This is a genomic window from Halorubrum marinum, from assembly GCF_048381195.1.
Taxonomy (GTDB): Archaea; Halobacteriota; Halobacteria; order Halobacteriales; family Haloferacaceae; genus Halorubrum.
Window position 1 is genome coordinate 101,707 of the sequence record NZ_JBLWMM010000006.1, and the last position, 25,594, is coordinate 127,300.

A 25,594-nucleotide genomic window follows, 5' to 3' on the forward strand; every position below is an offset into this window, starting at 1 on the left:
GTCGTCGATCCGACTATGACTGGGCTCACCCGCCGGATCGCGTGGAACCTCCGCCACCGCTGGCGACGGGTGTTCGCCCTGCTCGTCGTCGGCGTCGGTGTCGTCGCGCCCCTCGTCACCGGTGTGTGGTGGTCGCTCCCGCTCGTCTGGTTCGTCGGGCTGTTCATCCTCCTGCCCGTCCTCCACACGCTGACGAGCCCCCTCCCGGACGGCGACGCCTCGGGCGACGCGACCGGAGAAGAGACCGACCCCGCCCTCGACGCGCTCCGCGAGCGCTACGCTCGCGGCGAGATCGACGAGACCGAGTTCGAACGGAAGCTCGATCGGCTGTTGGAGACCGAGGACGCGGAGGTCGCGGGCGGATCGAATCCGGACGAGGTCGCCGACCGCGTTCGCGAGGGGATCCGTCGCGAGGTCGAGCGGATCCGTGAGTGACCGGTTCGGACTCGTGAGTGACCGGTTCGACTCCGTGAGCGTTCGGAGCGGGGGTCTCGCGTGACGCGTTCCATTCCCGAACTCCTCGCGTACCCGATTCGCGGACCGCCGCGGTTCGACGCGCTCGTCGTCGGCGGCGGACTCCACCTGCTCGCCGTCTGGATCCCGCTTGTTCCGTTCGTCGCGGTCGCTGGCTACCTCTCGCGGGTGCTCGCCGCCACTGCGTCCGCTGGCCCGGATGAGACCGCCGAGCGTCCGGGATGGCGGCCGGTCGGGCCGCTGCTCCGCGACGGACTCCGGCTGCTCGTGACGGCCGTCGGCTACCTTATCGCGCCCGTCGCGCTCCTCCTCGTCACCCTCGGCGGGCCGCTGGAGGGGATCGATCCGACGGGGACGACCGACGGCGTCTTCTTCCTCGTCGGGACGACGGTCTCGACGCTGCTGGCCTTTGCGATCTGTTACCCGCTTCCGGCCGCGCTCGTCGCCGTCGCCCGCGAGGGCTCCCTGCGCGCCGCGGTCGACACGACCCTCGTGGGGACTGCGACGCGGGACGCGGGGTACCTCGTCGCGACCCTCCTCGCGGCCGGCGGGCTGGGGCTGACCGCCGCGGCGTACGGCCCGCTCAACGCCGTCGCTCTCGGCTTTTTCGTCGGATTCTACGTCGAAGTCGTCGCCGCGGCCGCGATCGGTCACGCGACGGGCCGGGCGTGGGAGCGGCGCGGAATCTGAGTGGTTACCGCCCGAGCGGTGCGGTCCTCGACTGACGCCCGTCCGCTCAGACCCGCGCGTCGTCAAGCTCGGCGTCGTCGAGCGAGCGGCTGTGAAGCGCCTCACCGGACGCGTCGTCGAACACGTGTATCGCGTCCTCCGGAATCGTGACGGTGATAGCCGTGCCGGCGTCGATCTGCCGGAGCCCGTCGACCGTCGCGATCAGCCCGGGCCCCTCCTCGACGGAAAGGTGGACCACGTTCTCGTCGCCCATCGGCTCGACCACGTCGACGGTGGCGAGGAAGGTGTGGTCACGCCCGTCGCCGTCAGGAGCTCCGTCGGGAGTGCCGTCGACGTCGACGACGATGTCTTCGGGACGGATCCCGAGTGTAACGGTTACGCTTTCGGCGACCGCAGCGGCTGCCTCGTCGGCGAGCGGGTAGCGGAGCCCCTCGGCGACGAGCGCGTCTCCTTCTACCTCGCAGTCGATGAAGTTCATCGACGGCTCACCGATGAATCCGGCGACGAACCGGTTCGCCGGCCGGTGGTACGCTTCGAGCGGCGTCGCCACCTGCTGGAGCTCTCCGGCGTCTAAGATCGCGATCCGGTCGCCCATCGTCATCGCCTCCGTCTGGTCGTGGGTGACGTAGACGGTGGTCGTGTCGAGGTCGGCCTGCAGCTGCTGGAGCTCCGTGCGCATCTGCGAGCGGAGCTTGGCGTCGAGGTTCGAGAGCGGTTCGTCCATGAGGAACGCCTTGGGCTCGCGCACGATGGCGCGCCCCAGCGCGACCCGCTGCTGCTGGCCGCCGGAGAGCGCCCCCGGCTTCCGGTCGAGCAGCTCGGTGATGTCGAGGAGGTCGGCCGTGTGCTCGACGCGGTCGTCCATCTCGGCGGCGTCGAGGTCGGTCGACTCCTCTAAGCCGAACCGCATGTTCTCGCGGACGGTCATATGCGGATACAGCGCGTAGCTCTGGAACACCATCGCGATGTCTCGCTCCGCGGGCCCCCGCTCGTTCATCCGCTGACCGTCGAGTCGGATCTCGCCGTCGGTGATCGACTCGAGGCCCGCGATCATTCGGAGCGTCGTCGACTTGCCGCAGCCCGAGGGGCCGACGAGGACGAGGAACTCCCCGTCCGCGATGTCAATGTTCACGTCGTCTACGGCGAGTATGGAGCCGTCCCCCTCGCCGAATCGCTTCGTCACCGAGTCGAGTTCGAGTTGTGCCATTATGTTTCACCTGCGACGCCTTTCGCGAACTGTTCGCCGAAGAGGACGTACACGATAAGCGTCGGTAACGCCGCGATGAACGCCCCCGCCATCTGAAGGTTGTACTGCTGGACGAACGACCCCTGCAGCTGGTTCAACGCCACCGTCACGACTTGGTTCGACGGGTCGCTGACCAAGACGATGGCGAAGAGGAGATCGTTCCAAATCTGCGTGAACTGGTAGATGAGCGTCACCGCGAAGATCGGCACCGACAGCGGGAGCACGATGCGGCGGTAGATCGTCGCCGCGGAAGCGCCGTCCAGCCGCGCCGCCTCCAGCATCTCGTCGTCGATCGTCGCGTAGTACGATCGGAAGAGCACCGTACAGATCGGAATCCCGTACGCGACGTGGGTGATACTCAGGTTGATCAGCCCCTGGTAGTCGTCGACGAACGCGAGGGGGATCCGGCCGCCGAGGTCGACGAACGACCAGAACTGCGTCAGCGGCACTAACACCGCCTGGTACGGGATGAAGACGCCGGCGACGAACAGCATCAGGACGCCGACCTGCCCGCGCCAGTCGAGGTTCGTCAGCCCGTACGCCGCCAGCGATCCGAACAGCGCAGACAACACCGTCGCCGGAACCGCCATCATCGCGCTGTTGAGCAGCCCGGTCGAAAGCCGCTCGAACGCCGTTCCCCACGCGGTGACCGTGAACTCGCCCGCTGGTGGGAGCGCGAACGGCGTCGTCGTCCGGAAGCCTTCCGGGGTCTTGAACGCGGTCATCAGCCCGGATTCGAGCGGCGCGAGGTAGAACGCGACCATCGCGAGCAGCACCGCGTACAGCGCGACCCGCGACGCCTCGATCCGTCCGAACACCGACCCGTCGCTCGCGTCGTCGCTCATAGCTCACCCCGCTGGTACTGCAGGTACAGGTACGGACCGATCACGCTCAGCGCCATCAGGAACAGCACCATCGCGACCGCCGAGCCGTACGCCCACTGAAGCCTGTCGAACGCGACGCGGAACATCATCACGGAGAGGATGTCCGCGGAGCTGCCGGGGTTGACCCCGAACAGCACGAACAGGAAGTCGAACGCCTTCAGCGCGAACACGATCAGTACGACGGCCGCCGACATGGTCGACGCCCGTAGCTGCGGGATAATCACGCGCCAGTAGAGCCGGAGCGTCGACGCCCCGTCGATACGGGCCGCCTCGTACTGGGCGTTCGGAATGGCGCGGAGTCCGGCGAGATACACGACCATGCAGTAGCCGGAGAACTGCCACATCAGCGCGAAGATGATCGACGCCAGCTTGAATCGCGGGTCGGCGAGCCACGCCTGCGTGAGCGCGTCGAGCCCGACCCCGCGCAACACCTCGTTGATAAGCCCGATTCGCGGGTTGTACATCCACGACCAGAAGATCGCGGTGACGACGAACGAGAGGCTCATCGGCAGCAGGTAGATCGTCCGGAACGTGTTCTCGAAGCGAATCTTCCGGTCGACCAGAATCGCCAGAAACAGGCCGACGACGAGCGAGAGCGCGGTGAACACGACGAGCAGTGCGATAGTGTTCCGGAACGCCGCGACGAACGAGGCGTCCGAGAGCAGCTCCGCGTACGCCGCCGTCGATAGCGAGGAGTAGTCGGGCGACCCGAGCCCCTCCCACTCGGTCAGCGAGATGACGAAGTTCCACGAGATGGCGCCGTACACGAAGAAGAACACGAGCAGCCCCGGCGGCCCCCAGAAGGGCAGCGACTCGAGGAACCGACTGCGGCCGAGCCGCGTGAGTAGCGGAGCACTATCGGTGTCGGCCGGGTCGCTCGGTTCCGGCTCCGCGTCGACGACCGCGCCGCCGTCGGTCCGGGCCGCGGGATCGGCGTCGCTCTCGGCGACGGAACCGGCGTCGCTCTCGGCGGCCGATGACCTGCCGGTGTCACGCGTCAACGCTGCAAAAATCCGCGAAGACATCGCGAGTTAGAACGCGTCGCGGATCCCTTCGTACGCCGTGTCGACGTCGAGGTTTCCGTTGAAGTTGGCGAAGACCTCCTCCAGCGCGGAGTGGATCGCCGGTGCGACACCGGTCCCGTGCGCGATCGTCGGCGGCTGGCTGTTCGAGTTCTGGAAGTCGTCGAACTGCCGCGAGAGGAAGTCACCGAACTCGTCCATCGGCACGTCGGTACGCGGCGGGATCGACCCCTTGATCGGGTTGAACCGCTCCTGGGCGTCGACGGAGCCGGCGTAGTTGAGGAACCGCTCCGTCGCCTCCGGTGACGGGTTGTTGGTCGGGAAGACGAACGAGTCGATGACGGAGTGGTACACGCCGTCGGTGCCCGGGAACGGGACCATGTCCCAGTCCTCGCCGAACTCGAAGCCGCTCGCGCCCTCGTACTGGCCCGCCGCCCAGTCGCCCTGGTGGATGACCGCGGCGTTGCCGTTGATCAGCTCGTCGTTCCCCTGGTCCCACGAGATGGAGCCCGCGTCTTCGGGGACGTAGTCGAGGTAGTCCGCGAGCAGTTCGAGGGCGGAACGGACCTCGTCTTCGAGCCCCTCGACGTCGCCGTCGAGGATGGACTGGTAGTCGTCGACGCCCTGCTGACCGAGGAAGATGTTCTCCCACAGCTGGAGCGACGACCACGGGCTCTGGGTCTGATGGGCCAGCGGCGTGGCGTCGGTCTCCGCGTCGATCGTCTCCAGCGCACCGAGCAGCCCCTGTGGGTCGTCGATGTCGGTCGGATCGATGTCGGCCTCCTCGACCACGGAGACGTTGAAAAACAGGTTGTTCAGGCGGTGGATGTTGATCGGTACCGCGACCAGGTCGCCGGCCGGACTGGAGAGGTCGACGACGTCGTCGAGGTACGCCTCGCGCATGTCGTCGTCCCAGACGGAGTCGCCGATATCTTCCAAGAGTCCCTCGTTCGTGTACGGCGTGAGAGCCTGTCCGGGCCAGATCTGGAACGTGCTCGGCGGGTTGCCGTCGATGACGCGGTTCTGGACGACGGCGTCGATCGCCGAGCCCGCACCGCCGGGTGCCGGATTGTCGACGATCTCGACGTCGGGGTTCTCCTCGCGGAACCCGTCGAGCATCGCGTTGTACGCGTCTTCCTCGCCGCCCGCGGTCCACCAGTGGATGATCTCCAGCTCGCTGGACGCGTCGCCGCCGGAGCCGTCACCGCTTCCGTCGTCGCCGGAGCCGTCGTCAGCGCTCCCGTCATCTGCGCCGCCGTCGTCGCCGGAGCCGTTCCCGTCGTCTGAACAACCGGCGATCCCCACGGTCGCGAGGGTCCCGGCGCCGGCGACGTAGTGCCGGCGAGTGAGACGGCCTGTCTCGTCGGATGGGCTGTCATGTGACATGTATATTAGTGATCGACACCGTGAACACTTAATAATTGATGTTCGATTATTTCATATGTCAAGTAATTCTTTTGCGTTAGTTACTCACGCGGCTCCGTTCGTTCAGTCCCGGGACCGACCGATTCTTGAGCGCGCGGCCCCCATGTGAACGCAATGGACGGACCGTTGTGGACCGACGCGCACGCCCCGTCGCTCGACGAGATCCGGCAGGACGAGGCCCGCGAGCGGCTGGAGCGCGCGGTCGACGAGCCGATGAATCTCGTCGTGCAGGGACCGCCAGGCGTCGGTAAGACCGCGGCGACGCGCGCGCTGACTCGCGTGTCCCACGAGAACCCCGAGAGCGATCTGATCGAGATCAACGTCGCCGACTTCTTCGGACGCACGAAAAAGGAGATCCGGACCGACCCCCGCTTCGAGGGATTCCTACAGGGACGGAGCCGGATGGCGAAACGAGACATGATCAACCGCGTGCTGAAGGAGTCGGCGTCGTACGCGCCGATGTCCGGCGAGTACAAGACGGTCCTCCTCGACAACGCCGAGGCGATCCGCGAGGACTTCCAGCAGGCGCTCCGACGGGTGATGGAACAACACCACCGGACGACGCAGTTCGTGATCGCCACCCGGCAGCCGTCGAAGCTCATCGCGCCGATCCGGTCGCGCTGTTTCCCGGTTCGGGTGCGGTCGCCGACCACCGACGAGACGATCGACGTGCTGGCGACGATCTGCGAGCGCGAGGGGGTCGCGTACGACGACGACGGGCTGGAGTTCGTCGCCAGCGCGGCCGGTGGCGACCTCCGTGAAGCGATCCTCTCCGCGCAGGCGACCGCGGTCGAGGGCGACGAGATCACCATGTCGACGGCCTACGAGACGCTCGGCGAGGTGGGCGACGACGACGAGATCCGGGAAGCGCTCGCCGACGCCCGCGCCGGAGACCTCAAGGACGCCCGGTCGACGCTCGACGACCTCCTCGACGACGGGGGGTACGACGGCGGGGAGCTGCTCAGAGCGGTCCTCCGGGTCGCTCGCGCCGGCTCCGAGTACGGCGGCGACGACCTCGCGCGGCTCCACGTGCTCGCCGGCGAGGCCGACCTCGATCTCACCGACGGGCTCGACGACCGGATCCATCTCACCCACCTGCTCGCGTCGTGGGCCGCGGGCCGCACCGAACTCCGAGAGCCGCTACGAGACCCGGTGGAGGCTTAATAATGGCGCGCAACCCGCCGCTCGCCCGTCTGCTCCCGTTCCCGGTCGTCGACGAGGCGTGGCGGCTCGCGCTCGTACCCGCGATCGGCGCGGCCGTGACGCTGCCGTTCCTGCCGCCCGTCGGTGCCGCGCTGCTCGCGCTGACGCTCGGTATCCTCTGGTTCCACCGCGACCCCGACCGCTCGCCGCCGGACGCGGACGGCATCGTCGTCGCGCCCGCCGACGGGACCGTGAGCGTGGTCCGCGAAGAGGGACGGCGGATCCGCGTGGGCGTGTTCATGAACGTCACCGACGTGCACGTCAATCGCGCCCCGATCGCCGGTGAGGTCAGCGAAGTCAGACACCGCCCGGGCGCGAACCGGCCCGCGTTCGACAAGGAGTCCGACCGCAACGAACAGGTCGCGATCGACTTCGGGGAGTACGAGCTCCTGATCATCGCGGGCTGGTTCGCCCGGCGGATCCACCCGTCAGTCGAACCCGGCGACACCGTCGATCGCGGCGAGCGCGTCGGTCACGTCTCGTTCGGCTCCCGCGCGGACGTGATCCTCCCGGCCGACGTCGACGCGGCCGACCTGCTCGTCCGCGAGGGCGACGCGGTCCGCGCCGGCGAGACGATCATCGCCGAGCGGGACTGAGCGCACGGCGGGGCCTCGCCAGCAGGACCGCCCCTCAACGGAGGAGACGACCGAAATCACCGAGCACTACTTCGCCCGGACACCGGAGGCGACCGCCTCAGGCCCCGAGTGCGTCGGCCAGCTCGTGGATCGACTCGACCGTGAGGTCCGGATCGCCTGCGAACGGTTCCCACGGAGTTCCTTTCCGATCGACGCGGACGGCCTGCATCCCCGCGTGCGACGCGCCCAACACGTCGAACCAGCCCGCCGTGACGTGGACGATCTCGTCGATCGGCGTCCCGGTCCGAGCGGCGCCGTGGCGGTACAGCTCGGCCGCCGGCTTGAACGTCTCCACCTCGTCGGCGCTTATCGCGTCCTCGACGAGATCGCCGATCCCCGCGTGCTCGACCATCGAATCGAGCATCTCCGGGTTCCCGTTCGAGAGCACGTACGACTCGTAACCGCCGTCGCGCAGACGCTCGATCCCCGACCGGACGTCGTCGAACACCTCCAACTCGTGATACACCGCGAGGATCTCGTCTCGCTCGGCGGTCGACAGGTCAACGCCGTGAGCCGCCAGCGCGTACGTCAGCGCGTCGCGGTTCATCTCGTAAAAGGGCTGGTAGGCGTCGATCGCGTTCGCGACGAACGTGTACGCCAGCGACCGCGACCGCCAGAGCCGGGACACCGGCTCCGGGTCGGGGACGCGGTCGGCGAGCGCCGCCTCGGCCGCCTCCACGTCGACGAGCGTGCTGTACGAGTCGAACGTCACGGTCCGAACGCGGTCCGGGTCAAATGACATTCGACCGCTCTTTCGGTGTCCTGCGTTATCATACCTCGTTATCTTTCGCCGAGATGGTTTATAAGACGAACGGCCCCTGCTGGCGGATCGGCTCGCCGTGCGGTCGACCGGAGACGGCGACGAGCCGGAGTCCCTCGCCGTCTCCGTCGCTCTCGACCGTCACGTCCCGCGCGTCCGCGTTCGGTAGCACGTCGCCCGCGGCGAACTCACGGCGGCGGTCGGTGTCGGCCCCGGCGTCGGCGGCCCTGACGGTCCCGTTCCCCTCGACGCCGTAGAGGAACCCGGACCACTCCTCGGGGACCGCCCACGTCCATTCGTCCGTGACCCGTACGTCGAGGTACTCCATCGGCGTGTACAGCTCGATCGGTGACCCGTCGCCGACGACGGTCGTGACGGCCGCGCCCGCGGTCTCTTCCGTGGGGAGCTCGGCGGCGCTCGCGTCGACGTAGTCCGGGTCCGCCTCCTTCTCCTCGCGCGGGAGGTTCACCCAGAGCTGGAGCCCGTTACAGGCCGCGCCGTCGGCGGGGAACTCGGAGTGGCGGATGCCGCTCCCGGTCGTGATCCGCATCGCCTCGCCCCTGCGAGCGGTGTGTTCCACGCCGAGCGAGTCCGCGTGATCCATGCCGCCGTCGATCATGTACGAGACGATTTCGAACCCCTTGTGCGGGTGCATCGGGAATCCCGTGTCCGGATCGATGTAGAACCGCTCGAAGAGGACGAAGGGGTCGAGATTGTCGGGATGCCGGCTCGTCGGGAACGCGCGGTCGGAGTTCACGCCCGTCCCGTGTCGGACCGTCTCGCCCGAGAGCGGCTCGACGCCGCCCGCGATCGTCTCGTCTGGTGTCATACTCGATCTGACGGGTCTGGCACGGATAAGCTCCGCGTCGCCGGTAGCCGAGAGCAGACAGATCGTATATGTGTATCCCGAGATTTGAGTTTAAAGGCCGATAGGGGCGAATATATGCCGCTTAAGAAGTAACAACAGTATTACTGAAAAACGCTACAGAGAACGTTCATACCCGTCCCGTGCATGGACATGAATGTAGACATGAGCCACGAACTCGATCCGCTGCCGTACGATTACGACGCGCTGGAACCGCACATCTCCGAGCAGGTGCTCGAATGGCACCACGACACGCACCATCAGAGCTACGTGAACGGGTGGAACGCGGCCGAGGAGACGCTCGAGGAGAACCGTGAGTCCCACGACTTCGCCTCGTCGGGCGGCGCGCTTCGCAGCGTGACCCACAACTCGTCGGGCCACATCCTCCACGACCTGTTCTGGCAGAACATGAGCGCGGCGGGCGGCGACGAGCCCGAGGGGGCGCTCGCGGACCGGATCGCGGAGGACTTCGGGTCCTACGAGGCGTGGAAAGGCGAGTTCGAGGCGGCGGCGTCCGCGGCGAGCGGCTGGGCGCTCCTCGTGTACGACACGTTCTCGAATCAGCTGCGCAACGTCGTGGTCGACAAGCACGACCAGGGCGCGATCTGGGGCGGTCACCCGATTCTGGCACTGGACGTGTGGGAGCACTCGTACTACCACGACTACGGTCCGGCCCGCGGCGAGTTCGTCGACAACTTCTTCGAGGTCGTCGACTGGAACGAGCCCGCGACCCGCTACGAGCAGGCCGTCGAGCTCTTCGAGTAACGGACGGACAGCGGATCGCCGACAGACCGCTCCGACCATCCGAGGTATTCTACTGCGATCCCGCCGCGTCGGTCGACGGGCGGTTTCGCTCGTCGTGTCGGACGCGTCCGCGAAATCCACCGACCCCCCTACTTAACACGGAACTCACTCGGCGACCGTCGTTTCGAGCACGCCGCACGTCTCGTCGAGGATCACGCGCAGCTCGTCGCCCGCGCAGGGAAGCGAGAGCCGGACCCGGAGCGGGTCCTCGGAGACGACGGTCGTCCGCTCGTCGCTGACGCACCAGTCGAACTGCCAGAACGGTTCGGTATTTAAGTCGACGCCGCGGTCCGAGTGGAACACCAGCGTCTCCGCGTGGTCCAGCAGCGTCACGCCGACCGTTGAGCGGAGTCGATAGCTGCACCGCTGACAGACGTGTTCGACGGCGATATCGAGGTCGTCTTCGTCGGGCTCGCGAACGATCGTCGTCTCCACGGCTCCGGTGCACTCGGGGCAGACGCCGTCCGCGGCCAGACAGTAGTGGTGCCGGACGTAGTGGTGGAACGCCTGCAACAGCTCGTCGGTCGTGCGGTCGTCGAGTCCGCCGGAGGGGAACGGGTAGCTCACCTGTACGGCCCCGCAGTCGGCACAGCCGATCGTGAGCGCGTCGTCGACGTACCAGCCGTGGAGGTCGCCGTCGCAGTCGTAGCAGGCACCGTCGACGGGGAAGAAGCCGAGCTGTGCGCGCTCGGTCAGCGACCCGGTGAAGATGGCGCTGACGACCTTCCGGCCGGGCGAGCGGAACGCGTAGCCCTCGTCACTTCGCCTGACGAAGTGGCCCGTGAGCTGTCGGAGGTGGTAGCTGAAGTTCGCGCTGTCGTCGACGTCCACGCGGTCGAACAGGTCGGTGAAGCTCACGGGCCGCTCGTCGGCGCCGAGTTCCAAGAGGGCGCGAAGGATGGCGACGCGGGTGTCGTTGCCGAGCGTCGAAAACACCTCGGCGGGGAGCACGCGAGACTCGGTACGGCGGGCGAGCGAGGCGTCGCCGTCGCTGGGATCGCCGCGCTCTTCGTCCGCGTCCGTCTCGACGCTCCGATCGTACTGACTCACGTCACGAGTGTCTCGTCCCGTTCGCTAAAGGCTACCGGGCCCGGTCGCTCGCGCCGTCTGAGTCAGGCGCAGGGACCCGGCAGTTGGTCCTCCCTAACGACGGGAAGCGCCCGATTGACGATGTTCGACCGTCCCGCGTAGGAGACTCATAACAAAACCGGAATTGTCCGAACGAGAGACTATGGACTCGAACGAACGGCGGTCGACACGCCGCACAGTCCTCAAATTGGGTGCGGTCGGCCCCGTCGGGGCGATGCTCGGACTCTCGGCGGTCTCGGACGACGCCGAAGCCACTGGGGCGGCGCGGTCGAACGGGGTGACCCGTGGTTCGGCGAGCGCCACCGGAGACGGCCCCGTGGAAATCACCGAGCCGACGACCATCGACGAACCCGGAGCATACGTGCTCGGCACCGATATCGACGCCGAGGAGACGTGTCTCACGGTCCAGGCGGTGGACGGGGAGGTCACCATCGAGGGCGACGGTCACGCGCTGCGCGGTGACGGGACCGGACGAGGCATCGACGTCTCCGGAGACGTCTTCGACCTAACGGTCCGTAACCTCGCGATCACCGGCTTCGACGTGGGACTGTTCGTCGGGTCGTTGACCGGGGACCTCTCCTTCGAGTCGCTCGTGATCGAGGACAACGAGAGCCACGGAGTCGATGGGCTCCGGACGTCCGGGACCGCGTTCAACTGGTGTACCGTCCGCGAGAACGGTGGCGTCGGGATCGGTGTCGGGGAGCGCAGCGATCTGACGGTACGGAACTGTGACGTCCGAGACAACGACGGCCGAGCGATCGCCCCGAGCGTCTCGACCGCGATCAGCGTCTCGAACTGCGTCGTCGTCGGGAACGGCGGCCCGGTGGCGCTCCCCCCGGTTTCCGGGACGGAGATCTCGAACACCGAGATTCGCGACAGCTCGGGAGCGGGGCTCCGAACGGGGTTCATCGACACCCCGCTTCTGGATGAGTCGGTTCCGGTGACCGGGTGCGCGATCAGCGGCAACGACGGTCCGGGAATTCTCCACGACAGCAGTTTCCTCGAAGTCCGGTCCTGCGACATCCGGGACAACCGACACGGCTACCTGCTCACGGGCGACCGTCGCTATCGAGCAGTGCTTGAAGACAACAACGTACGGGACAACGACGAGTACGGCGCGCTCGTCGACAGATCGCCCGATTTCGTCTCCGACCGGGTGCACGCTCGGTGTAACTACTGGGGCGACCCGAGCGGCCCGCAGACCGAGCGCAACCCCCGAAGCGATCCGCAGGGGGATCGGGTCGGCGACGACGTGGCGGTCGTTCCGTGGTCGGTGGACGAGATCGAGGGCGGCGAGGGGACCTGCATCGGCGGGAAAAAGCAGGTCGGGTATCTCAGCGCCTCGTCGTTCCGGAAGCTCGTCGGCGACGAACCGGTCGACTGCGCCGAGGGATCGGACGGCTGGGACGGGTCGTTCCACGTCCGTCGGGAGGCGATGAGCGACCGCGACGAGTCGGGCGTGTTCGTCGACGTCTCCCCGGAGTGCGACGCCGACATCCTCGAGCGCTCGTTCCAGGCGCACCTCATCACGGCCGAGGGCGACACCGAGTGTGCAGGCGGCCCGAGCGGTGACGGTCCGTGGGTACAGGACTGCTGTACGTGGGCCTTCTTCGAGGAGGGTCGCCCCGTCGGCGCGGACGTCGAACAACACGTCCACGACCACAGCGCGTCCGTCTGTCACGAAGACGTTCAGCCGACGAACGCCGACGGCGTCCCGCTCGGCGCGGAACTCGACCTCGTCCGGGTCACCTTCGCGACGTTCCCGCCCGAGGAGTAGCGGGAACGCGGGAGGTGGTCGGAACGCCGGAGCCAGCCGCAGCGACTCGTACTGCTCCGGTTCGCGGAGTTGACACCCTGTTGCGTGTTCCCTATCACGACCGCGACCACAGCGTTTTGTGCCGGCGCTGAGACGTGGACCGTGCATGTCTGAAGAGCCGATCCACGAGTCCGAGGGGTCACGCACTCGCCAAGCGCTCGCCACCTACTTTCGACGCATCTCGAAGGCGCTCGGTCGCGGAGAGCCCGTGCCGGTCGACGACGCCGGCACGGTGACGGTCGATCCGGGCCCCGAGCCCGAGTTCGACGTCGAACTCGACCGTAGCGACGGGACGGTGCGACTCGAACTGGAGCTGGAGTTCGACGACGACGAGGGAGCAGTAGACACCGACGCCGCCGCGAGCAAGGCGACGTTCGAGCTGTACGCGGACAGCGCCGAGAAGTGGCGCTGGCGGCTTCGTCACGACAACGGGAACATCATCGGCGACGGCGGCGAAGGGTACACCGACAAGCGCGACGCCGTGAACGGGATCGAAAGCGTCCAGCGAAACGCGCCGGGTGCCCACGTCGTCGACGCCTCGCGCGACGAGACGCTCCCGGAAGACGGTGGGAGCGAGGCGACCTTCGAGCTGTTCCGGGACTCGGCCGACGAGCACCGCTGGCGACTCATCCACGACAACGGGAACATCATCGCCGACGGCGGACAGGGATACGCCTCGAAGCAGAAGGCGAAACAGGGGCTCAACAGCGTGAAGTCGAACGCGCCGGGCGCGGTGATCGAGGAACTGGAAGGGGACGACTAACCGACGACCGCGGACCGCACCGCTTATTCGCCGCCCGTTGCTACCTCGGCCCGGACATGGACGCGCTCGACGCCAAGTACCCGTTCTTCGCGACCGCCCGCGAGGCGGTCGCCGAGGCCGCGATGTCGCTGCCGGAGCTCGTCGCGGCCGACGCGCCCGCCGTCGAGCGCGCCCGCGAGCGCGTGGAACGCGCCCTGCTAGACGGCACGGTCGAGTCCGAGAGCGGGACCTTCCCGGCCGACTCGGCGTACGACACGCAGGCGGAGCTGCTGTCGTACCCGATCGCGCGGATCCTCGTGTCGCTTCTGGACTCCGAGCCCGCCGTCGAGAAGTACGCCGCCGCGGAGGCCGCGACCGCCGTCGATCGGATTCGCGCGGACCTCGCGACCGACGACGAGCTCCGGTCGGTGTCGGCGCCGACCGTCGCCCTCGACGACGTGCTCGTCGAGTTCGATCTCTCCGATGCGGTCCGGCCCGAGCGGTCCGGACACTCTCCGAGCGACTCGCCCGCCAGCACGTCTCCCGCTGGCCGCGACCCCACTCACTACTGGATCGCGGTCGGCCCGTATCTCCGGCTCACGTCGCCGTCGTGGGGGCCGTCGTGGCGGCTCGTCAACCGCGCGCTCGCCGCAGGCGAGGTGCGCCTCTCCCGCGAGGAGCTGTTGGACGCGCTCGAAGCCGCCGTCGCCGAACGAGTCCGCGAGGGACTCCCGTTCGATCTGGCGACCGGAGAGGGGATCGCCGCGGAGCTGGAGTCGGGCGTCGCGGAGCTCAAACGGCTCCTCTCCGAGCGGAGCTACACGGGCCCGATCGACGTCGTCGCCCCCGAGCTGTTCCCGCCCTGCATGACGAATCTCATCGAGAAGGCCGAGCGCGACGCGGAGCTGACCCCGCCGGAGTCGTTCGCGCTGATGGCGTTCCTCGTCGGCATTGGGATGACGCCGGACGAGGTGGTCGCGTTCTGTGCGGACACCAGCCTCAACGCGGAGGGGATCCGCTACCAGACGGAGTACCTAAAAGACGATCGAGGGACACAATACCCGCCGCCGACGTGCGAGACGCTCTCGAACTACGGGATCTGTCACAACGAGGAAGACCACATGCAGGTCGCCGCCGACCCGCTGGCGTACTACGAGAAGCGGGTGGCAGACGCCGACGACCTCGACGACTGGCGGGACGAGAACGACGCAAGAGACGAGAGCGAAGCGGTCTAAACGGCGAGATCGACGCGCTGCGAGATCGACGACCCGACGCGATTTACTCGTCGTCGTTCGCGCGGATGAGGTACGCGCCGACGAGCGCCATCAGCAGAACGAATCCGGTCAACAGCGCGACGAGGGCGATCGCCCCGGTCTCCGGGAGCACTGACGAGCCGCCGTACGTGACCCCAATCCCGATCAGGCCGGCGACGAAGACCGCCGCCGCCAGCATGGAGACCGTGATCTGCCGTCGGAGCTCCGCGTCGATTTCCATGCCCGCGAGTTCCCTTCGCCGCTAAAAAAGGACTTCGATGGTGCGGTGCTCCGGCAGACACCACGCGATACGCTGATAGCGAGCTAGAACCCATCGAGAAGGCGTTTGACACCGCTCAAACCCCTCTGAGCGCGGAATTTAACCGCGTTCGGGCCGTACGTTCGCTCAAAGCGAGGACGCTCCTCGCGGCCCACCCATGACGCACCTCCGACACCCACTCACGTCGACGTCCGTCCCTCACGACACATCGCGAGAGGCGTCGCCGGACGGCGGTGCCCCCGACGACGAGCGCTCGGCCCGCGCCGCCGCGGAGCCGATGACCGTTCGCACGCTGCGCGACCGCCGATACGTGGTCGAGACCGACGGCGGCACGTACGTCGTCTCGCTCGACGAGGACACCTGTACCTGTCCGGATCACGCGATCCGCGGCGCCCGCTGTAAACACCTCCGCCGGGTCGCGATGGACGTCGCGTCGGGGTCGCTTCCGGGACCCGACGAACGCGTCGGCGTCTGTGCGGTCTGCGGCGGGGAGGCGTTCGTCCCGCGCGACGCGGACGGTCCGCAGCTCTGCGCTCGCCACGGGTTCGAGCCGGGAGCGGTCGTCCGCGATCGCGAGACCGGCGATCGCCTCGTCGTCGTGGCCGTCACGACCGAGCGCGCCGACGCCTACCGGACCGACGAGGGCCGCACCGTCGACGGCTACGCCTCGAACGCCGACTACGGCGACCACGAACCGGTCGTCGAGGTCGCGTACGTCGAATCGATCCGGCCCGACCGCGGCGTCGACGAGGCGAAGCGCTACGGATTTCCGGCCTCGCGGCTGACGAGGCGAGTGTAGGTGCCACGGAGCGACGGTTCACGACGTGTGACTGCGCCGAGACGAGCGCCCGCCGGACGAGCGCCCGCCCCGTCACTTCGCGAGATGGCTGATGTCGCGGCGGAGGGTGTACCCCTTGGGGACGCCGACCGCGCCGAGACACGCTTCACACAGGACCCGTTCGTAATCGCGGTTCGTCTCCTTTTCGAGCAGCGACACCTCCTCGATCGGGAACACCGACTCGCAGCGCGCACACTCGGCCTTGCCGCCGTCGACGATCTTCATTGAACGTGGTCCGCTTCTCCGGATCGATATAAAAAGACGCGGCCAGCGTTATCACTCGGGATAGCGGCTGCTGCTTACGGAGAATCGAGGAGAAAGCCTCGAGCTTTAGCGCGGGGATGAATCCGACACTACCCTCCACAGTCCACCGTCCGATGCCACGGCGGGATATTCCACGCTGCCCCAACACACACCATCAAGTAAGTTTGTCTACATAGGTTACGTATAGCGAAAAAGGTCGTTACTCGCACCTACACTGCTTCCATACGGAATCAGTCTCGGGTGCAAGACGACCTTGATTCGCTCGGGTTCGCCGCCTCAAAACTCTGGAACGTCGGCCGGTGGATGTGCAGTCGGATCTGGGATGAAATCGGTCACATCTCTAACCACACCGAACTCACCGCGTACCTCAAAACCCACGAACGCTATGATGACCTGCATTCTCAGTCAAGTCAGCGAGTCCTTCAAGAACTCGCTGAGGCGTTCAACGGCTGGTACGGCAAGCGACAAAACGGAGACACGAAAGCGAACCCGCCCGGCTACCGCAAACACGACGACGAACACCCGCGTTCCACAGTCACGTTCAAAGCCGCTGGCTTCAAACTCGACACCCAGTACGGCCGAGTTCGACTCTCAAAAGGCTCGAACCTGAAAGAGTACTGGTCAGACTTCATCCTCTGCAAATACCAGACTCGCCCCGACGTTGACCTCTCCGCCGTGGAGAACGTCCAACAAGTCAAGATTGTATGGACAGGCAACGAGTGGGAGCTCCACTTCGTCTGTAAGGTCGAGATCGACGTGGCTGAAGCCCCCGGTGAGAAGACTGTGGGTGTTGATCTCGGTATCAACAACTTCGCCGCGCTCGCGTATGAAGACGGTCGCAGCGAGTTGTATCCGCTGAACTGCTTGAAACAGGACGACTACTACTTTAGCAAGCGAATCGCTCGGTGTGACGACTCGGACTCCGAGCAGGCCACGCGGTTGAACCAGAAGAAGTCGGCCCGCCGCACACACTACTTCCACACGCTCTCGAAACACATCGTTCAGCGATGTGTTGAGGAGGAAATTGGAACGATTGTGGTTGGAGACCTCTCCGGCATCCGTGAGGATGAGGAGAACGGCGAGTCAAAAGACTGGGGCACGAACGGTGATCTCGACCTACACTCGTGGGCGTTCGATCGCTTCACCGATCTGCTCGAATACAAAGCGGAGATGGAAGGCATCACGGTCGAGCACGTGTCTGAGCGGGATACCTCGAAGTCGTGTTCGTGCTGTGGCCAGACGCGTGATGCGAATCGTGTTGAACGCGGACTGTATGTCTGCGATGAGTGCGGTACAGTGGCGAATGCAGATGTGAACGGTGCTGAGAACATTCGGCAAAAAGTATCTCCGAGTTCACCGAATCTCTCGGTGAATAGGAGTAACGGCTGGTTGGCACAGCCATCGACGTTCCTGTTTGACAAGGAAACTGGTGCGTTCGCACCTCAAGAACAGGTTACGTCGTAAACCACAATATCCCAACCCAGCGGTGCGGTGCCCTGGGAATCCTCACGCTTCAGCGCGGGGAGGTTGTCAAGGTAAATAACAGTGAGAATTGGTCGAGGCGGTCAGTGCGGGGTGCACCGACCGGCGGTGTCGGTCTCGGACGCGACTGCCCGGCGTTAGCCGAAGAGCTCGCCGAGGCCCTCGCCGCCGTCGTCTTCTTCCTCGTCGTCGTCTTCTTCCTCGTCGGCGTCGGCCTCGTCGGCCTCGTCGTCGCCGTCTTCGGAGTCGTCCGCGTCGGCGGCGCCACCTGCGGCCGCGCCGGCGGCGGGCGCCGCGGCGGCCGTCTCGATGGCTTCCTCGATGTCGACGTCCTCCAGCGCGGCGACGAGCGCCTTGACGCGGGATTCCTCGACGTCGACGCCGGCGGCTTCCAGCACGCCGGTGATGTTGTCCTCGTTGATCTCTTCGCCAGTCTCGTTCAGGATGAGCGCAGCGTAAACGTATTCCATTGGTGTGTCCTCGTAGTTTATCCGAACATCGCGCCGAGACCGTCGCCGCCGTCGTCGCCGTCATCGTCGTCGGCGTCGTCGTCGGCCGCCTCAGCGTCGTCCGTCTCGTTGTTGTCGTCCGCCTGTTCCTCTTCGTCGGCGTCGTCCGTCTCGGGAGCCGGGGCGGCTTCGACGCCCTGCAGCTCCTCGGGGAGCGCCTCCTCGTCGTCGATCTGCGCCGCGAGCGCGCGGAGCTGGGCGTCGGCCTTCCCGATGAGGTCGGGCACGACGTCCGGGCTCTCGATCTCGGCGAACAGGCCGACCGACTTCGCCTCGCCGGACGCCTTCGCGAGAAGGGTGCCGGCGGTGGCGGCCGTCGGGTAGGCGGCGTTGACCGAGAGGTTGCGTGCGGCGGCCGCGGCGGACTGCACGTCCGCGCGGTACTCGTCGACGTCGATGGCCAGCTCGTCCGGCTCGAACAGGACGCCTTCCGAGTAGACGCCCTTCAGGTCGAGCCCGACCTCTTTCGGCTCGATGCCGAGTTCGGTCAAGACGTTCGCGAGATCCTCGTCGACGACCTCGCCCTCCGTGAGGACCTTCGAGTCCTCGGTGACGACGATCGAGCCGTCTTGGATGCGTGCGGCCGCGCCGACCGTCTGCAGCTCGCCGACGAACGGGCCCGGGTCGACGCCCGTGTCACCCTCGGGGATGACGACGTCGTTGGGGGCGACCTCGCCCGCGCCGATGGGGGCGGGGGTCTTCGAGGCTTCGAGCTGCTTGAAGAGGCCGAACGGATTGTCGTTCGTGCCGATGAGCGCGACCTGACCCGAGACGTACTGGGTCAGATCCTCGACGCCCTCATCGACCTCATCCAGCGCGCGAACGGTGAGCGTGTTGCGGCTCATCCGGACGTCCGCGGAGCCGTGCAGCTCGCGGCGCATGGCCTGGAGCTGTCGGCTCGGGATACCGGCGACGCCGACGATCCCGACGGAGTTGAACGAGCCGATGAACTCGACGAGCTCGTCGACCTCGTCCTGTTTCCACTGGGGAATCGTCTCGGTCTTACGAACCGAGCTCATACGGGCACCTCCTTCGAGGGACCCATCGTGGTCTTCACGTAGATCCCGTCGATGTTGAGCGGGCCCTTCTCGAGGTCTGCTTCGAGCCGCCGGATGATGACGTCGATGTTGTCCGAGATCGCTTCGGCGCCCATGTCATCGGCGCCGACGCGCGTGTGGAAGGTGCGCCGGTCGCGGGACCGGAGCTGCACCGTGTTCTTCATCCGGTTGACTGTGTCGACGATGTCGTCGTCCGGCTGCAGTGGGGTAGGCATCTTCCCGCGCGGACCGAGGACGGTACCGAGGTACCGACCGATGTCCTGCATCAGGTTGGCTTCGGCGACGAAGAAGTCGGTCTCGTCGGCCAGGTCCTTAGCGCGGTCGTCGTCGTCTCCGAGATCCTCCAGATCGTCGCTGTCAAGTACTTGATCAGCGACGTCGGCGGCGCGGACGGCGGTTTCGCCCTCCGCGAAGACAACGATCTGTGTTTCCTGCCCAGTTCCAGCCGGCAGCACGACGGACTCGTCGATGCGGTTCGACGGATCGTTGAGGTCGAGGTCTCGCAGGTTGATCGCGATGTCCACCGTCTCGCGGAAGTTCCGCTCGGGTGCATCGTCGAGTGCGAGGGTTACGGCCTCTTGTATTGTGTCTGCCATTTTCACCTCCGTAGTACGCAGGTCGCTCCTACGGGTCAGTGAAACAGGCGAAGCCTGTCTCACCGGAGAGTGGTCCATCGGAGGGTTAAAACCGTCGAAGCGCTGGCGGCCGTGTTAACCGGCAACAAGGGCCTTGTGAAGGCGAGCGAGTTTCGACGGTCAGCGCATCGTTCCGGCGCGGCTGTTCGACGACCGTCGAGCGCGAAAACGTCGCATAGGGGAACCCTTTTGATGCCGCTCGCCGACCGACGAGGTAATGACGCAGGGTGGTCCGGTGTGACGATGGACGACCGTATCGAGGACCTCCGCGAGCGCCGTGAACGCGCGGCGCTCGGCGGCGGCGAGGACCGAATCGAGTCCCAACACGAGAAAGGAAAGATGACCGCACGCGAGCGGATCGACTACTTCCTCGACGACGGGACGTTCCACGAGTTCGACCGGTTCCGCACCCACCGAAACCACAAGTTCGGGATGGAGGAACAGCAGATCCCGGGCGACGGCGTCGTGACCGGCTACGGCGAGGTGAACGGTCGGAAGACGTTCGTCTTCGCGCACGATTTCACGGTGTTCGGCGGCTCGCTCGGCGAGGTGTTCGCCGAGAAAGTATGCAAGGTGATGGACAAAGCGATGGACGTCGGCGCGCCCGTCGTCGGGCTCAACGACTCCGCCGGCGCTCGCATTCAGGAGGGCGTCTCCTCGCTCGGCGGCTTCGCGGAGATCTTCCGCCGCAACACGGAGGCCTCGGGCGTCGTCCCGCAGATCTCGGGGATCATGGGCCCCTGTGCCGGCGGCGCGGTGTACTCCCCGGCCATCACTGATTTCACGTTCATGGTCAAGGACACCTCGCACATGTTCATCACCGGTCCCGACGTCATCAAGACGGTGACCGGCGAGGAGGTGAGCTTCGAAGAGCTCGGCGGCGCGGTCACTCACACGTCGACCTCCGGCGTCGCGCACTTCGCCGCGGAAAGCGAGGAGCAGGCGCTAGACGACATCGCGCGGCTCCTGTCGTACCTCCCCGCGAACAACGTGGAGGACCCGCCGCGCGTCGAGCCGTGGGACGACCCCGAGCGCGCGGACGACGACCTCGCCGATATCGTTCCGAACGCGCCGCGGAAACCGTACGACATGCACGCGGTGATAGAGGGCGTCGTCGACGAGGGCTCGTTCTTCGAGGTCCAAGAGAACTTCGCGAAGAACGTCGTCGTCGGCTTCGCGCGCCTCGACGGCCACTCGATCGGTATCGTCGCCAACAATCCCCGCGTGAACGCGGGCACCCTTGACATCGAGTCGAGCCAGAAGGGCGCGCGGTTCGTCCGCTTCTGTGACGCCTTTAACATCCCCATCCTCACCTTCGAGGACGTGCCCGGGTTCATGCCCGGCACGGACCAGGAGCACAACGGGATCATCCGGCACGGCGCGAAGCTGTTGTACGCCTTCTCGGAGGCGACCGTTCCCCTCCTCACCGTTATCACCCGGAAGGCGTACGGCGGCGCCTACTGCGTGATGTCGTCGAAACACATCGGCGGCGACGTCAACTACGCGTGGCCGACCGCGGAGATCGCGGTGATGGGACCGAAAGGCGCCGTCAACGTGCTCTACCGCGAGGAGCTCGCGGAGGCGGACGACCCGGACGCCCGCAGGCAGGAGCTCATCGACGAGTACCGCGAGGAGTTCGCGAACCCCTACTCGGCGGCCGACCACGGGTTCATCGACGACGTCATCGAACCGGCGGAGACCCGGGCGCGGCTCGTCGACGACCTCCAGATGCTGAAGGGGAAACGCGCGGACAAACCCGAGAAGAAACACGGTAACATTCCGATCTGATGGCGACCGACACGACGGAGCGAGCGGGGGACTCGGGGGCGTCGGAGGAGTCGAACGATTCGAACGATTCGGAGCCGTCGGAGGGGTCCCGCGATCCGGAACCGACGAGCGTCGCTGCCGCCCTCGAGAGCCTCGTGATCCCCGAGGACGCCGACGACGCGGAGGCCGCGGCCATCGCCGCGGCCGTGGGGGCGCACCTCCGCGACGGCGAACTCGCCGCGGTTGCGGCGGCCGCAGAAGCGACCGAAGCCGGGTGGGACGGCGACGGAAAGCGGTGGTCGTTCGCCGGCCGCGTCGACCGACTCAGCGGGCGTACCGTTCGTGTTCCCGCGAGCGCGCCGACCGATCCGTGGACCGCGGCCGGGCGCGCTGACCGGTTCTGATCCCGGTGCGCCGACTGTTTACGTGTGATTCGAGACGCTCCCGCACAGAATGTTTGAGCCGGACGCGGCTGCGGTCGCGTCCGAGTGCGCGCGCATTCCCCCGGCGGCGCGACCAGAACGGCGCGCCGCCCCGCCAACCCCTCACAGGGTGTGTCGAGTAATACGTTTGACACCCTATATATCTGTGGTCATCGATCACGCATCAGTCGGCTCGTCGGCGGATTCGTCGGTCGGCTCGTCTGACGGCTCATCCGACAGAAGCGACGCCGCGTCCGGCGTCGACGCGTCCGTGCCACCGCCGAATAATCTGTTGAGGACGATCGGGACGACCCCCGCGATGAACGCGAGCACGCCGATCCGGAGGAATACCGAGGCGTCCGTCAGGACCGTCACGGCGAGGTACACACCCGCTGCGACCAACACCGACGGCAACACGTAGGGGTTTCCGGCCGAGAGCATAGTCGGATCTGGTGTCCGGATCCCCCTTAACGCTCTCGGGCGACGCGCCTCCGCGTCGAGACTGGCGAATAAGACCGCCGTCGATACGGACCGATAGAATGAGGTGGGTTATGGTGGAAACGACGTGCAGGAATGTTCGACAAGGTTCTCGTGGCGAACCGCGGGGAGATCGCGGTTCGGGTGATGCGTGCCTGTACGGAGCTGGGTGTCGACACCGTCGCCGTGTACAGCGACGCCGACAAACACGGCGGTCACGTCCGGTACGCGGACGAGGCGTACAACGTGGGACCGGCTCGGGCGGCCGACTCCTACCTCGACGGCGAGGCCGTCGTCGAGGCGGCGAAGGCGGCCGACGCCGACGCGATTCACCCGGGATACGGGTTCCTCGCGGAGAACGCCGACTTCGCCGCACGCGTCGAGGAGACCGACGGGATCACGTGGATCGGCCCGTCCAGCGAGGCGATGGAACGACTGGGCGAGAAGACCCACGCCCGTCGCGTGATGGACGCGGCGGACGTGCCGATCGTCCCCGGAACGACCGAGCCCGTCACCGACTCGGAGGCCGTGACCGCGTTCGGCGAGGAGCACGGCTACCCGATCGCGATCAAGGCGGAGGGCGGCGGCGGCGGCCGCGGGATGAAGGTCGTCGAGAGCGCCGACGAGGCGGCTGAGGCCCTCGAATCGGCGAAACGCGAGGGCGAGGCGTACTTCTCGAACGACTCCGTCTACCTCGAACGCTATCTCAAAAATCCGCGCCACGTCGAGGTGCAGATCGTCGCTGACGATCCCGCTGCCGCTGTCGACGGCGGCGGCGGCGGCAACGACGGCGGCGGCAACGACGGAGACGACGGCAACGACAGCAACGGCTCACTCGACGAGAGCGACGTCGTTCACCTCGGCGAGCGCGACTGCTCGCTCCAGCGCCGCCACCAGAAGGTGATCGAGGAGGGACCCTCCCCCGCCCTCTCCGACGAACTACGCGAACAGATCGGTGAAGCCGCCCGCCGGGGGGTCGCCGCTGCCAACTACACCAACGCCGGCACCGTCGAGTTCCTCGTGGAGGAGGACCTCGACCGCGATTCGGACGAGCCGCTCGGGCCGGAGACGCCGTTCTACTTCCTCGAAGTCAACACCCGAATTCAGGTCGAGCACACGGTCACGGAGGAGCTGACGGGCATCGACATCGTCAAAGAGCAGCTTCGAGTCGCCGCCGGCGAGGGCCTGTCCGTCTCGCAGGACGACGTCGAGTTGGAGGGTCACGCGATCGAGTTCCGGATCAACGCAGAGAACGCCGCGAAGGAGTTCCAGCCCGCCAACGAGGGGAGACTCGACACGTACGACCCGCCGGGCGGGATCGGCGTTCGCGTCGACGACGCGCTCCGGCAGGGAGACGAGCTGGTCACCGACTACGACTCGATGATCGCGAAGCTGATCGTGTGGGGGTCCGACCGCGAGGAGTGTCTCGCACGGTCGAAGCGCGCGCTCGCGGAGTACGAGCTCGACGGGGTCGTTACCATCATCCCCTTCCACCGGCTCATGCTGGACGACGAGCGGTTCGTCGCGGGCACCCACACGACGACGTACCTCGACGAGGAGCTCGACCGGGAACTGGTCGCCGAGGCACAGGAGAAGTGGGGAACCGAGTCGTCCGCGAGCGACGACGACGAGGAGGTGACCGAACGCGAGTTCACCGTCGAGGTGAACGGGAAGCGCTTCGAGGTGGAACTGGAGGAACGCGGCGCGCCCCCGATTCCGACGCCGAGCGGCGCGGGCGGCGCGAGCGGGCGTCAGCAGCGACCGCCGCAGGCGAAAGAGGACGAGAGCGACGACGGCGGCGTCGACGTCGCCGAGGGCGGCGAGGCCATCGAGGCCGAGATGCAGGGAACGATCCTCTCCGTCGACGTCGCCGAGGGCGACGAGGTGGCCGCCGGTGACGTCGTCTGCGTCCTCGAAGCGATGAAGATGGAGAACGACGTGGTCGCCGAACGGGGCGGCACCGTCGCGAGCGTCCACGTCGCCGACGGCGACAGCGTCGACATGGGCGACGTGCTGGTCGTCTTGGAGTAAGTCGGCGGTCGCCCGACCGAACCGACGGTCGGCGGATCGAGCGGCGGTCGCCCGACCGAACCGTCGACTGACGCCCTCTCCCACACCGCGGTATCCCGCATAAACCTCCGTTCCGACCCCTTAACTCCCATACCGCGGCCACAACGGTCCATGCCGGAACGACTCCGTGTGCTCGCGGGCGACTGTCACGTGACCGAACGCGGCGACCGCTCCCGAACGTATCGCGGGCGCGTCGTCGTCCTGATCAAGCCGGACGACACCACGCTCGTCCACGACGCCGACGGCTACCAGCCCGTCGCGTGGCTCACGCGACCGGAATCGGTCGTCGTCGAGGGCGACGGCGCGGGCTTTTCCGTCACCGCTCGCGACGGCCAGCGATGTCTCCGAGTGGTTACCGAGGAAGCGACCGCGAGCCGGGCGCTGCCGGTCACGGAGGCCGGCGTTCCGGTCGGCACCTGTCCCGCGGACGGCGGCGCGCTCGTGCGCTCGCGCGGCGACGTGGTGTGCCTCTCCTGTGAACACCGGTGGGGGCTCCCCGCGGGCGCGAGCGTCACCGACGGCGTCTGTGACGACTGCGGGCTCCCGAAGATTCGGGTCGAGCGCGGCGAGCCGTTCCACCTCTGTCTCGACCCCGCCTGCGATCCGATGGAAGCCGCGGTCAGCGATCGGTTCGACCGCGTCTGGGACTGTCCGGACTGCGACGGCGACCTCACCGTCGAGTTCGCGCCGGGACGGGTGTACCTCGCCTGCGAGCGCTACCCGTACTGCGAGACGACGTTCTCCATTCCCTCCGGGGTCGTCGTCGAGGAGTGCGACTGCGGGCTTCCCGTCTTCGAGACGGCGACCGGGCGTAGCTGTGTCGACGGGACCTGCGAGTACGGCGGGCACACGGCGGGGGGAAGATAAGCGGTGGGCGGCACTTC

27 protein-coding genes are annotated in these 25,594 nt (G+C 66.9%); 14 read left to right on the forward strand and 13 right to left on the reverse strand.

Annotation, left to right across the window (positions count from 1 at the left end):
• Positions 1-15: 15 nt before the first annotated feature.
• Together ACNSN4_RS09825 and ACNSN4_RS09830 are read left to right on the forward strand one after the other, a co-directional pair.
• On the forward strand, positions 16-435 hold the full coding sequence (locus tag ACNSN4_RS09825; protein WP_418285639.1) for an SHOCT domain-containing protein: 420 nt from the start codon (positions 16-18) through the stop codon (positions 433-435).
• Between the two features lie 60 nt (positions 436-495).
• Positions 496-1,164: a DUF4013 domain-containing protein gene (locus ACNSN4_RS09830; protein WP_418285640.1), complete on the forward strand. Its 669-nt coding sequence runs from the start codon at positions 496-498 to the stop codon at positions 1,162-1,164.
• Between the two features lie 46 nt (positions 1,165-1,210).
• Here ACNSN4_RS09830 and ACNSN4_RS09835 read toward each other — a convergent pair whose 3' ends face one another.
• The 4 genes from ACNSN4_RS09835 to ACNSN4_RS09850 are packed head-to-tail and all read right to left on the reverse strand — an operon-like array spanning position 1,211 to position 5,702.
• Positions 1,211-2,371, reverse strand: coding sequence for an ABC transporter ATP-binding protein (locus ACNSN4_RS09835; protein WP_418285641.1), 1,161 nt, complete (start codon positions 2,369-2,371; stop codon positions 1,211-1,213).
• On the reverse strand, positions 2,371-3,255 hold the full coding sequence (locus tag ACNSN4_RS09840) for a carbohydrate ABC transporter permease (RefSeq protein WP_418285642.1): 885 nt from the start codon (positions 3,253-3,255) through the stop codon (positions 2,371-2,373). Before ACNSN4_RS09840 ends, ACNSN4_RS09835 begins: the two co-directional genes overlap by 1 nt.
• The gene (locus ACNSN4_RS09845) at positions 3,252-4,319 is read right to left on the reverse strand and encodes a carbohydrate ABC transporter permease (RefSeq protein ID WP_418285643.1); all 1,068 of its coding nucleotides are present in this window, start codon (positions 4,317-4,319) and stop codon (positions 3,252-3,254) included. Before ACNSN4_RS09845 ends, ACNSN4_RS09840 begins: the two co-directional genes overlap by 4 nt.
• 6 nt (positions 4,320-4,325) lie before the next feature.
• The gene (locus ACNSN4_RS09850; protein WP_418285644.1) at positions 4,326-5,702 is read right to left on the reverse strand and encodes an ABC transporter substrate-binding protein; all 1,377 of its coding nucleotides are present in this window, start codon (positions 5,700-5,702) and stop codon (positions 4,326-4,328) included.
• Positions 5,703-5,855: 153 nt separating this feature from the next.
• On the opposite strand from ACNSN4_RS09850, the gene ACNSN4_RS09855 reads away from it, so the two are divergent.
• Positions 5,856-6,905, forward strand: a complete 1,050-nt coding sequence (locus ACNSN4_RS09855) for an AAA family ATPase (RefSeq protein ID WP_418285645.1) — start codon at positions 5,856-5,858, stop codon at positions 6,903-6,905.
• A gap of 2 nt (positions 6,906-6,907) precedes the next feature.
• Complete coding sequence (locus tag ACNSN4_RS09860; RefSeq protein WP_418285646.1) at positions 6,908-7,540, forward strand: protein sorting system archaetidylserine decarboxylase; 633 nt, start codon at positions 6,908-6,910, stop codon at positions 7,538-7,540.
• Positions 7,541-7,637: 97 nt separating this feature from the next.
• Here ACNSN4_RS09860 and ACNSN4_RS09865 read toward each other — a convergent pair whose 3' ends face one another.
• Positions 7,638-8,321 (reverse strand): haloacid dehalogenase type II, encoded by a 684-nt coding sequence (locus ACNSN4_RS09865; protein ID WP_418285647.1) that lies wholly within the window; start codon positions 8,319-8,321, stop codon positions 7,638-7,640.
• 58 nt (positions 8,322-8,379) lie between these two features.
• Positions 8,380-9,168, reverse strand: a complete 789-nt coding sequence (locus ACNSN4_RS09870; RefSeq protein WP_418285648.1) for a pirin family protein — start codon at positions 9,166-9,168, stop codon at positions 8,380-8,382.
• 201 nt (positions 9,169-9,369) lie between these two features.
• Between ACNSN4_RS09870 and sod the strand changes: the two genes are divergently transcribed.
• Complete coding sequence (sod, locus tag ACNSN4_RS09875; protein ID WP_418286357.1) at positions 9,370-9,969, forward strand: superoxide dismutase [Mn]; 600 nt, start codon at positions 9,370-9,372, stop codon at positions 9,967-9,969.
• Between the two features lie 144 nt (positions 9,970-10,113).
• Here sod and ACNSN4_RS09880 read toward each other — a convergent pair whose 3' ends face one another.
• Complete coding sequence (locus ACNSN4_RS09880; RefSeq protein ID WP_418285649.1) at positions 10,114-11,058, reverse strand: ArsR/SmtB family transcription factor; 945 nt, start codon at positions 11,056-11,058, stop codon at positions 10,114-10,116.
• 181 nt (positions 11,059-11,239) lie between these two features.
• On the opposite strand from ACNSN4_RS09880, the gene ACNSN4_RS09885 reads away from it, so the two are divergent.
• From ACNSN4_RS09885 to ACNSN4_RS09895, 3 genes are all read left to right on the forward strand, one after another.
• Positions 11,240-12,874, forward strand: coding sequence for a right-handed parallel beta-helix repeat-containing protein (locus ACNSN4_RS09885; protein WP_418285650.1), 1,635 nt, complete (start codon positions 11,240-11,242; stop codon positions 12,872-12,874).
• A 145-nt stretch (positions 12,875-13,019) separates the two neighbouring features.
• Positions 13,020-13,676, forward strand: a complete 657-nt coding sequence (locus tag ACNSN4_RS09890; RefSeq protein WP_418285651.1) for an HVO_2922 family protein — start codon at positions 13,020-13,022, stop codon at positions 13,674-13,676.
• 56 nt (positions 13,677-13,732) lie between these two features.
• On the forward strand, positions 13,733-14,890 hold the full coding sequence (locus ACNSN4_RS09895) for a DNA primase (protein WP_418285652.1): 1,158 nt from the start codon (positions 13,733-13,735) through the stop codon (positions 14,888-14,890).
• A gap of 43 nt (positions 14,891-14,933) precedes the next feature.
• Here the strand turns inward: ACNSN4_RS09895 and ACNSN4_RS09900 are convergent, their stop codons facing one another.
• Positions 14,934-15,149, reverse strand: coding sequence for a DUF7472 family protein (locus ACNSN4_RS09900; protein WP_418285653.1), 216 nt, complete (start codon positions 15,147-15,149; stop codon positions 14,934-14,936).
• Positions 15,150-15,345: 196 nt separating this feature from the next.
• Between ACNSN4_RS09900 and ACNSN4_RS09905 the strand changes: the two genes are divergently transcribed.
• On the forward strand, positions 15,346-15,987 hold the full coding sequence (locus ACNSN4_RS09905) for an SWIM zinc finger family protein (protein ID WP_418285654.1): 642 nt from the start codon (positions 15,346-15,348) through the stop codon (positions 15,985-15,987).
• A 72-nt stretch (positions 15,988-16,059) separates the two neighbouring features.
• Here ACNSN4_RS09905 and ACNSN4_RS09910 read toward each other — a convergent pair whose 3' ends face one another.
• Entirely contained in the window at positions 16,060-16,251 is a 192-nt protein-coding gene (locus ACNSN4_RS09910) for a hypothetical protein (protein WP_418285655.1), read from the reverse strand.
• A 222-nt stretch (positions 16,252-16,473) separates the two neighbouring features.
• On the opposite strand from ACNSN4_RS09910, the gene ACNSN4_RS09915 reads away from it, so the two are divergent.
• Positions 16,474-17,754, forward strand: a complete 1,281-nt coding sequence (locus ACNSN4_RS09915) for an RNA-guided endonuclease InsQ/TnpB family protein (RefSeq protein ID WP_418286358.1) — start codon at positions 16,474-16,476, stop codon at positions 17,752-17,754.
• 155 nt (positions 17,755-17,909) lie between these two features.
• On the opposite strand, the gene rpl12p is transcribed toward ACNSN4_RS09915, so the two are convergent.
• From rpl12p to ACNSN4_RS09930, 3 genes are read right to left on the reverse strand one after another with little or no spacing between them, the layout of a single operon-like run.
• The gene (gene rpl12p, locus ACNSN4_RS09920; protein ID WP_418285656.1) at positions 17,910-18,242 is read right to left on the reverse strand and encodes a 50S ribosomal protein P1; all 333 of its coding nucleotides are present in this window, start codon (positions 18,240-18,242) and stop codon (positions 17,910-17,912) included.
• A 17-nt stretch (positions 18,243-18,259) separates the two neighbouring features.
• A complete protein-coding gene (locus tag ACNSN4_RS09925) occupies positions 18,260-19,300 on the reverse strand; it encodes a 50S ribosomal protein L10 (RefSeq protein WP_418285657.1) in 1,041 nt (346 codons plus the stop codon).
• The gene (locus ACNSN4_RS09930; RefSeq protein ID WP_418285658.1) at positions 19,297-19,935 is read right to left on the reverse strand and encodes a 50S ribosomal protein L1; all 639 of its coding nucleotides are present in this window, start codon (positions 19,933-19,935) and stop codon (positions 19,297-19,299) included. Before ACNSN4_RS09930 ends, ACNSN4_RS09925 begins: the two co-directional genes overlap by 4 nt.
• 282 nt (positions 19,936-20,217) lie before the next feature.
• Here ACNSN4_RS09930 and ACNSN4_RS09935 point away from each other — a divergent pair, with 282 nt between their 5' ends.
• A complete protein-coding gene (locus ACNSN4_RS09935) occupies positions 20,218-21,762 on the forward strand; it encodes an acyl-CoA carboxylase subunit beta (protein ID WP_418285659.1) in 1,545 nt (514 codons plus the stop codon).
• Entirely contained in the window at positions 21,762-22,145 is a 384-nt protein-coding gene (locus ACNSN4_RS09940; protein ID WP_418285660.1) for a DUF8022 family protein, read from the forward strand. The genes ACNSN4_RS09935 and ACNSN4_RS09940 overlap by 1 nt, the downstream gene beginning before the upstream one ends.
• Before the next feature lie 195 nt (positions 22,146-22,340).
• Here the strand turns inward: ACNSN4_RS09940 and ACNSN4_RS09945 are convergent, their stop codons facing one another.
• A complete protein-coding gene (locus tag ACNSN4_RS09945) occupies positions 22,341-22,604 on the reverse strand; it encodes a DUF7987 family protein (protein WP_418285661.1) in 264 nt (87 codons plus the stop codon).
• Positions 22,605-22,736: 132 nt separating this feature from the next.
• On the opposite strand from ACNSN4_RS09945, the gene ACNSN4_RS09950 reads away from it, so the two are divergent.
• Both ACNSN4_RS09950 and ACNSN4_RS09955 read left to right on the forward strand, forming a co-directional pair.
• Complete coding sequence (locus tag ACNSN4_RS09950; RefSeq protein WP_418285662.1) at positions 22,737-24,671, forward strand: ATP-binding protein; 1,935 nt, start codon at positions 22,737-22,739, stop codon at positions 24,669-24,671.
• A 150-nt stretch (positions 24,672-24,821) separates the two neighbouring features.
• On the forward strand, positions 24,822-25,577 hold the full coding sequence (locus ACNSN4_RS09955; RefSeq protein WP_418285663.1) for a PDDEXK family nuclease: 756 nt from the start codon (positions 24,822-24,824) through the stop codon (positions 25,575-25,577).
• Positions 25,578-25,594: the final 17 nt, after the last annotated feature.

Coding starts and splice junctions, on each gene's coding strand:
- ACNSN4_RS09825 (WP_418285639.1), top strand. CDS start 16: ATGACTGGGCTCACCCGCCGGATCGCGTGGAACCTCCGCCACCGCTGG.
- ACNSN4_RS09835 (WP_418285641.1), bottom strand. CDS start 2,371: ATGGCACAACTCGAACTCGACTCGGTGACGAAGCGATTCGGCGAGGGG.
- ACNSN4_RS09840 (WP_418285642.1), bottom strand. CDS start 3,255: ATGAGCGACGACGCGAGCGACGGGTCGGTGTTCGGACGGATCGAGGCG.
- ACNSN4_RS09845 (WP_418285643.1), bottom strand. CDS start 4,319: ATGTCTTCGCGGATTTTTGCAGCGTTGACGCGTGACACCGGCAGGTCA.
- ACNSN4_RS09850 (WP_418285644.1), bottom strand. CDS start 5,702: ATGTCACATGACAGCCCATCCGACGAGACAGGCCGTCTCACTCGCCGG.
- ACNSN4_RS09855 (WP_418285645.1), top strand. CDS start 5,856: ATGGACGGACCGTTGTGGACCGACGCGCACGCCCCGTCGCTCGACGAG.
- ACNSN4_RS09860 (WP_418285646.1), top strand. CDS start 6,908: ATGGCGCGCAACCCGCCGCTCGCCCGTCTGCTCCCGTTCCCGGTCGTC.
- ACNSN4_RS09865 (WP_418285647.1), bottom strand. CDS start 8,321: ATGTCATTTGACCCGGACCGCGTTCGGACCGTGACGTTCGACTCGTAC.
- ACNSN4_RS09870 (WP_418285648.1), bottom strand. CDS start 9,168: ATGACACCAGACGAGACGATCGCGGGCGGCGTCGAGCCGCTCTCGGGC.
- sod (WP_418286357.1), top strand. CDS start 9,370: ATGAGCCACGAACTCGATCCGCTGCCGTACGATTACGACGCGCTGGAA.
- ACNSN4_RS09885 (WP_418285650.1), top strand. CDS start 11,240: ATGGACTCGAACGAACGGCGGTCGACACGCCGCACAGTCCTCAAATTG.
- ACNSN4_RS09890 (WP_418285651.1), top strand. CDS start 13,020: ATGTCTGAAGAGCCGATCCACGAGTCCGAGGGGTCACGCACTCGCCAA.
- ACNSN4_RS09895 (WP_418285652.1), top strand. CDS start 13,733: ATGGACGCGCTCGACGCCAAGTACCCGTTCTTCGCGACCGCCCGCGAG.
- ACNSN4_RS09900 (WP_418285653.1), bottom strand. CDS start 15,149: ATGGAAATCGACGCGGAGCTCCGACGGCAGATCACGGTCTCCATGCTG.
- ACNSN4_RS09905 (WP_418285654.1), top strand. CDS start 15,346: ATGACGCACCTCCGACACCCACTCACGTCGACGTCCGTCCCTCACGAC.
- ACNSN4_RS09910 (WP_418285655.1), bottom strand. CDS start 16,251: ATGAAGATCGTCGACGGCGGCAAGGCCGAGTGTGCGCGCTGCGAGTCG.
- rpl12p (WP_418285656.1), bottom strand. CDS start 18,242: ATGGAATACGTTTACGCTGCGCTCATCCTGAACGAGACTGGCGAAGAG.
- ACNSN4_RS09925 (WP_418285657.1), bottom strand. CDS start 19,300: ATGAGCTCGGTTCGTAAGACCGAGACGATTCCCCAGTGGAAACAGGAC.
- ACNSN4_RS09930 (WP_418285658.1), bottom strand. CDS start 19,935: ATGGCAGACACAATACAAGAGGCCGTAACCCTCGCACTCGACGATGCA.
- ACNSN4_RS09935 (WP_418285659.1), top strand. CDS start 20,218: ATGGACGACCGTATCGAGGACCTCCGCGAGCGCCGTGAACGCGCGGCG.
- ACNSN4_RS09940 (WP_418285660.1), top strand. CDS start 21,762: ATGGCGACCGACACGACGGAGCGAGCGGGGGACTCGGGGGCGTCGGAG.
- ACNSN4_RS09945 (WP_418285661.1), bottom strand. CDS start 22,604: ATGCTCTCGGCCGGAAACCCCTACGTGTTGCCGTCGGTGTTGGTCGCA.
- ACNSN4_RS09950 (WP_418285662.1), top strand. CDS start 22,737: ATGTTCGACAAGGTTCTCGTGGCGAACCGCGGGGAGATCGCGGTTCGG.
- ACNSN4_RS09955 (WP_418285663.1), top strand. CDS start 24,822: ATGCCGGAACGACTCCGTGTGCTCGCGGGCGACTGTCACGTGACCGAA.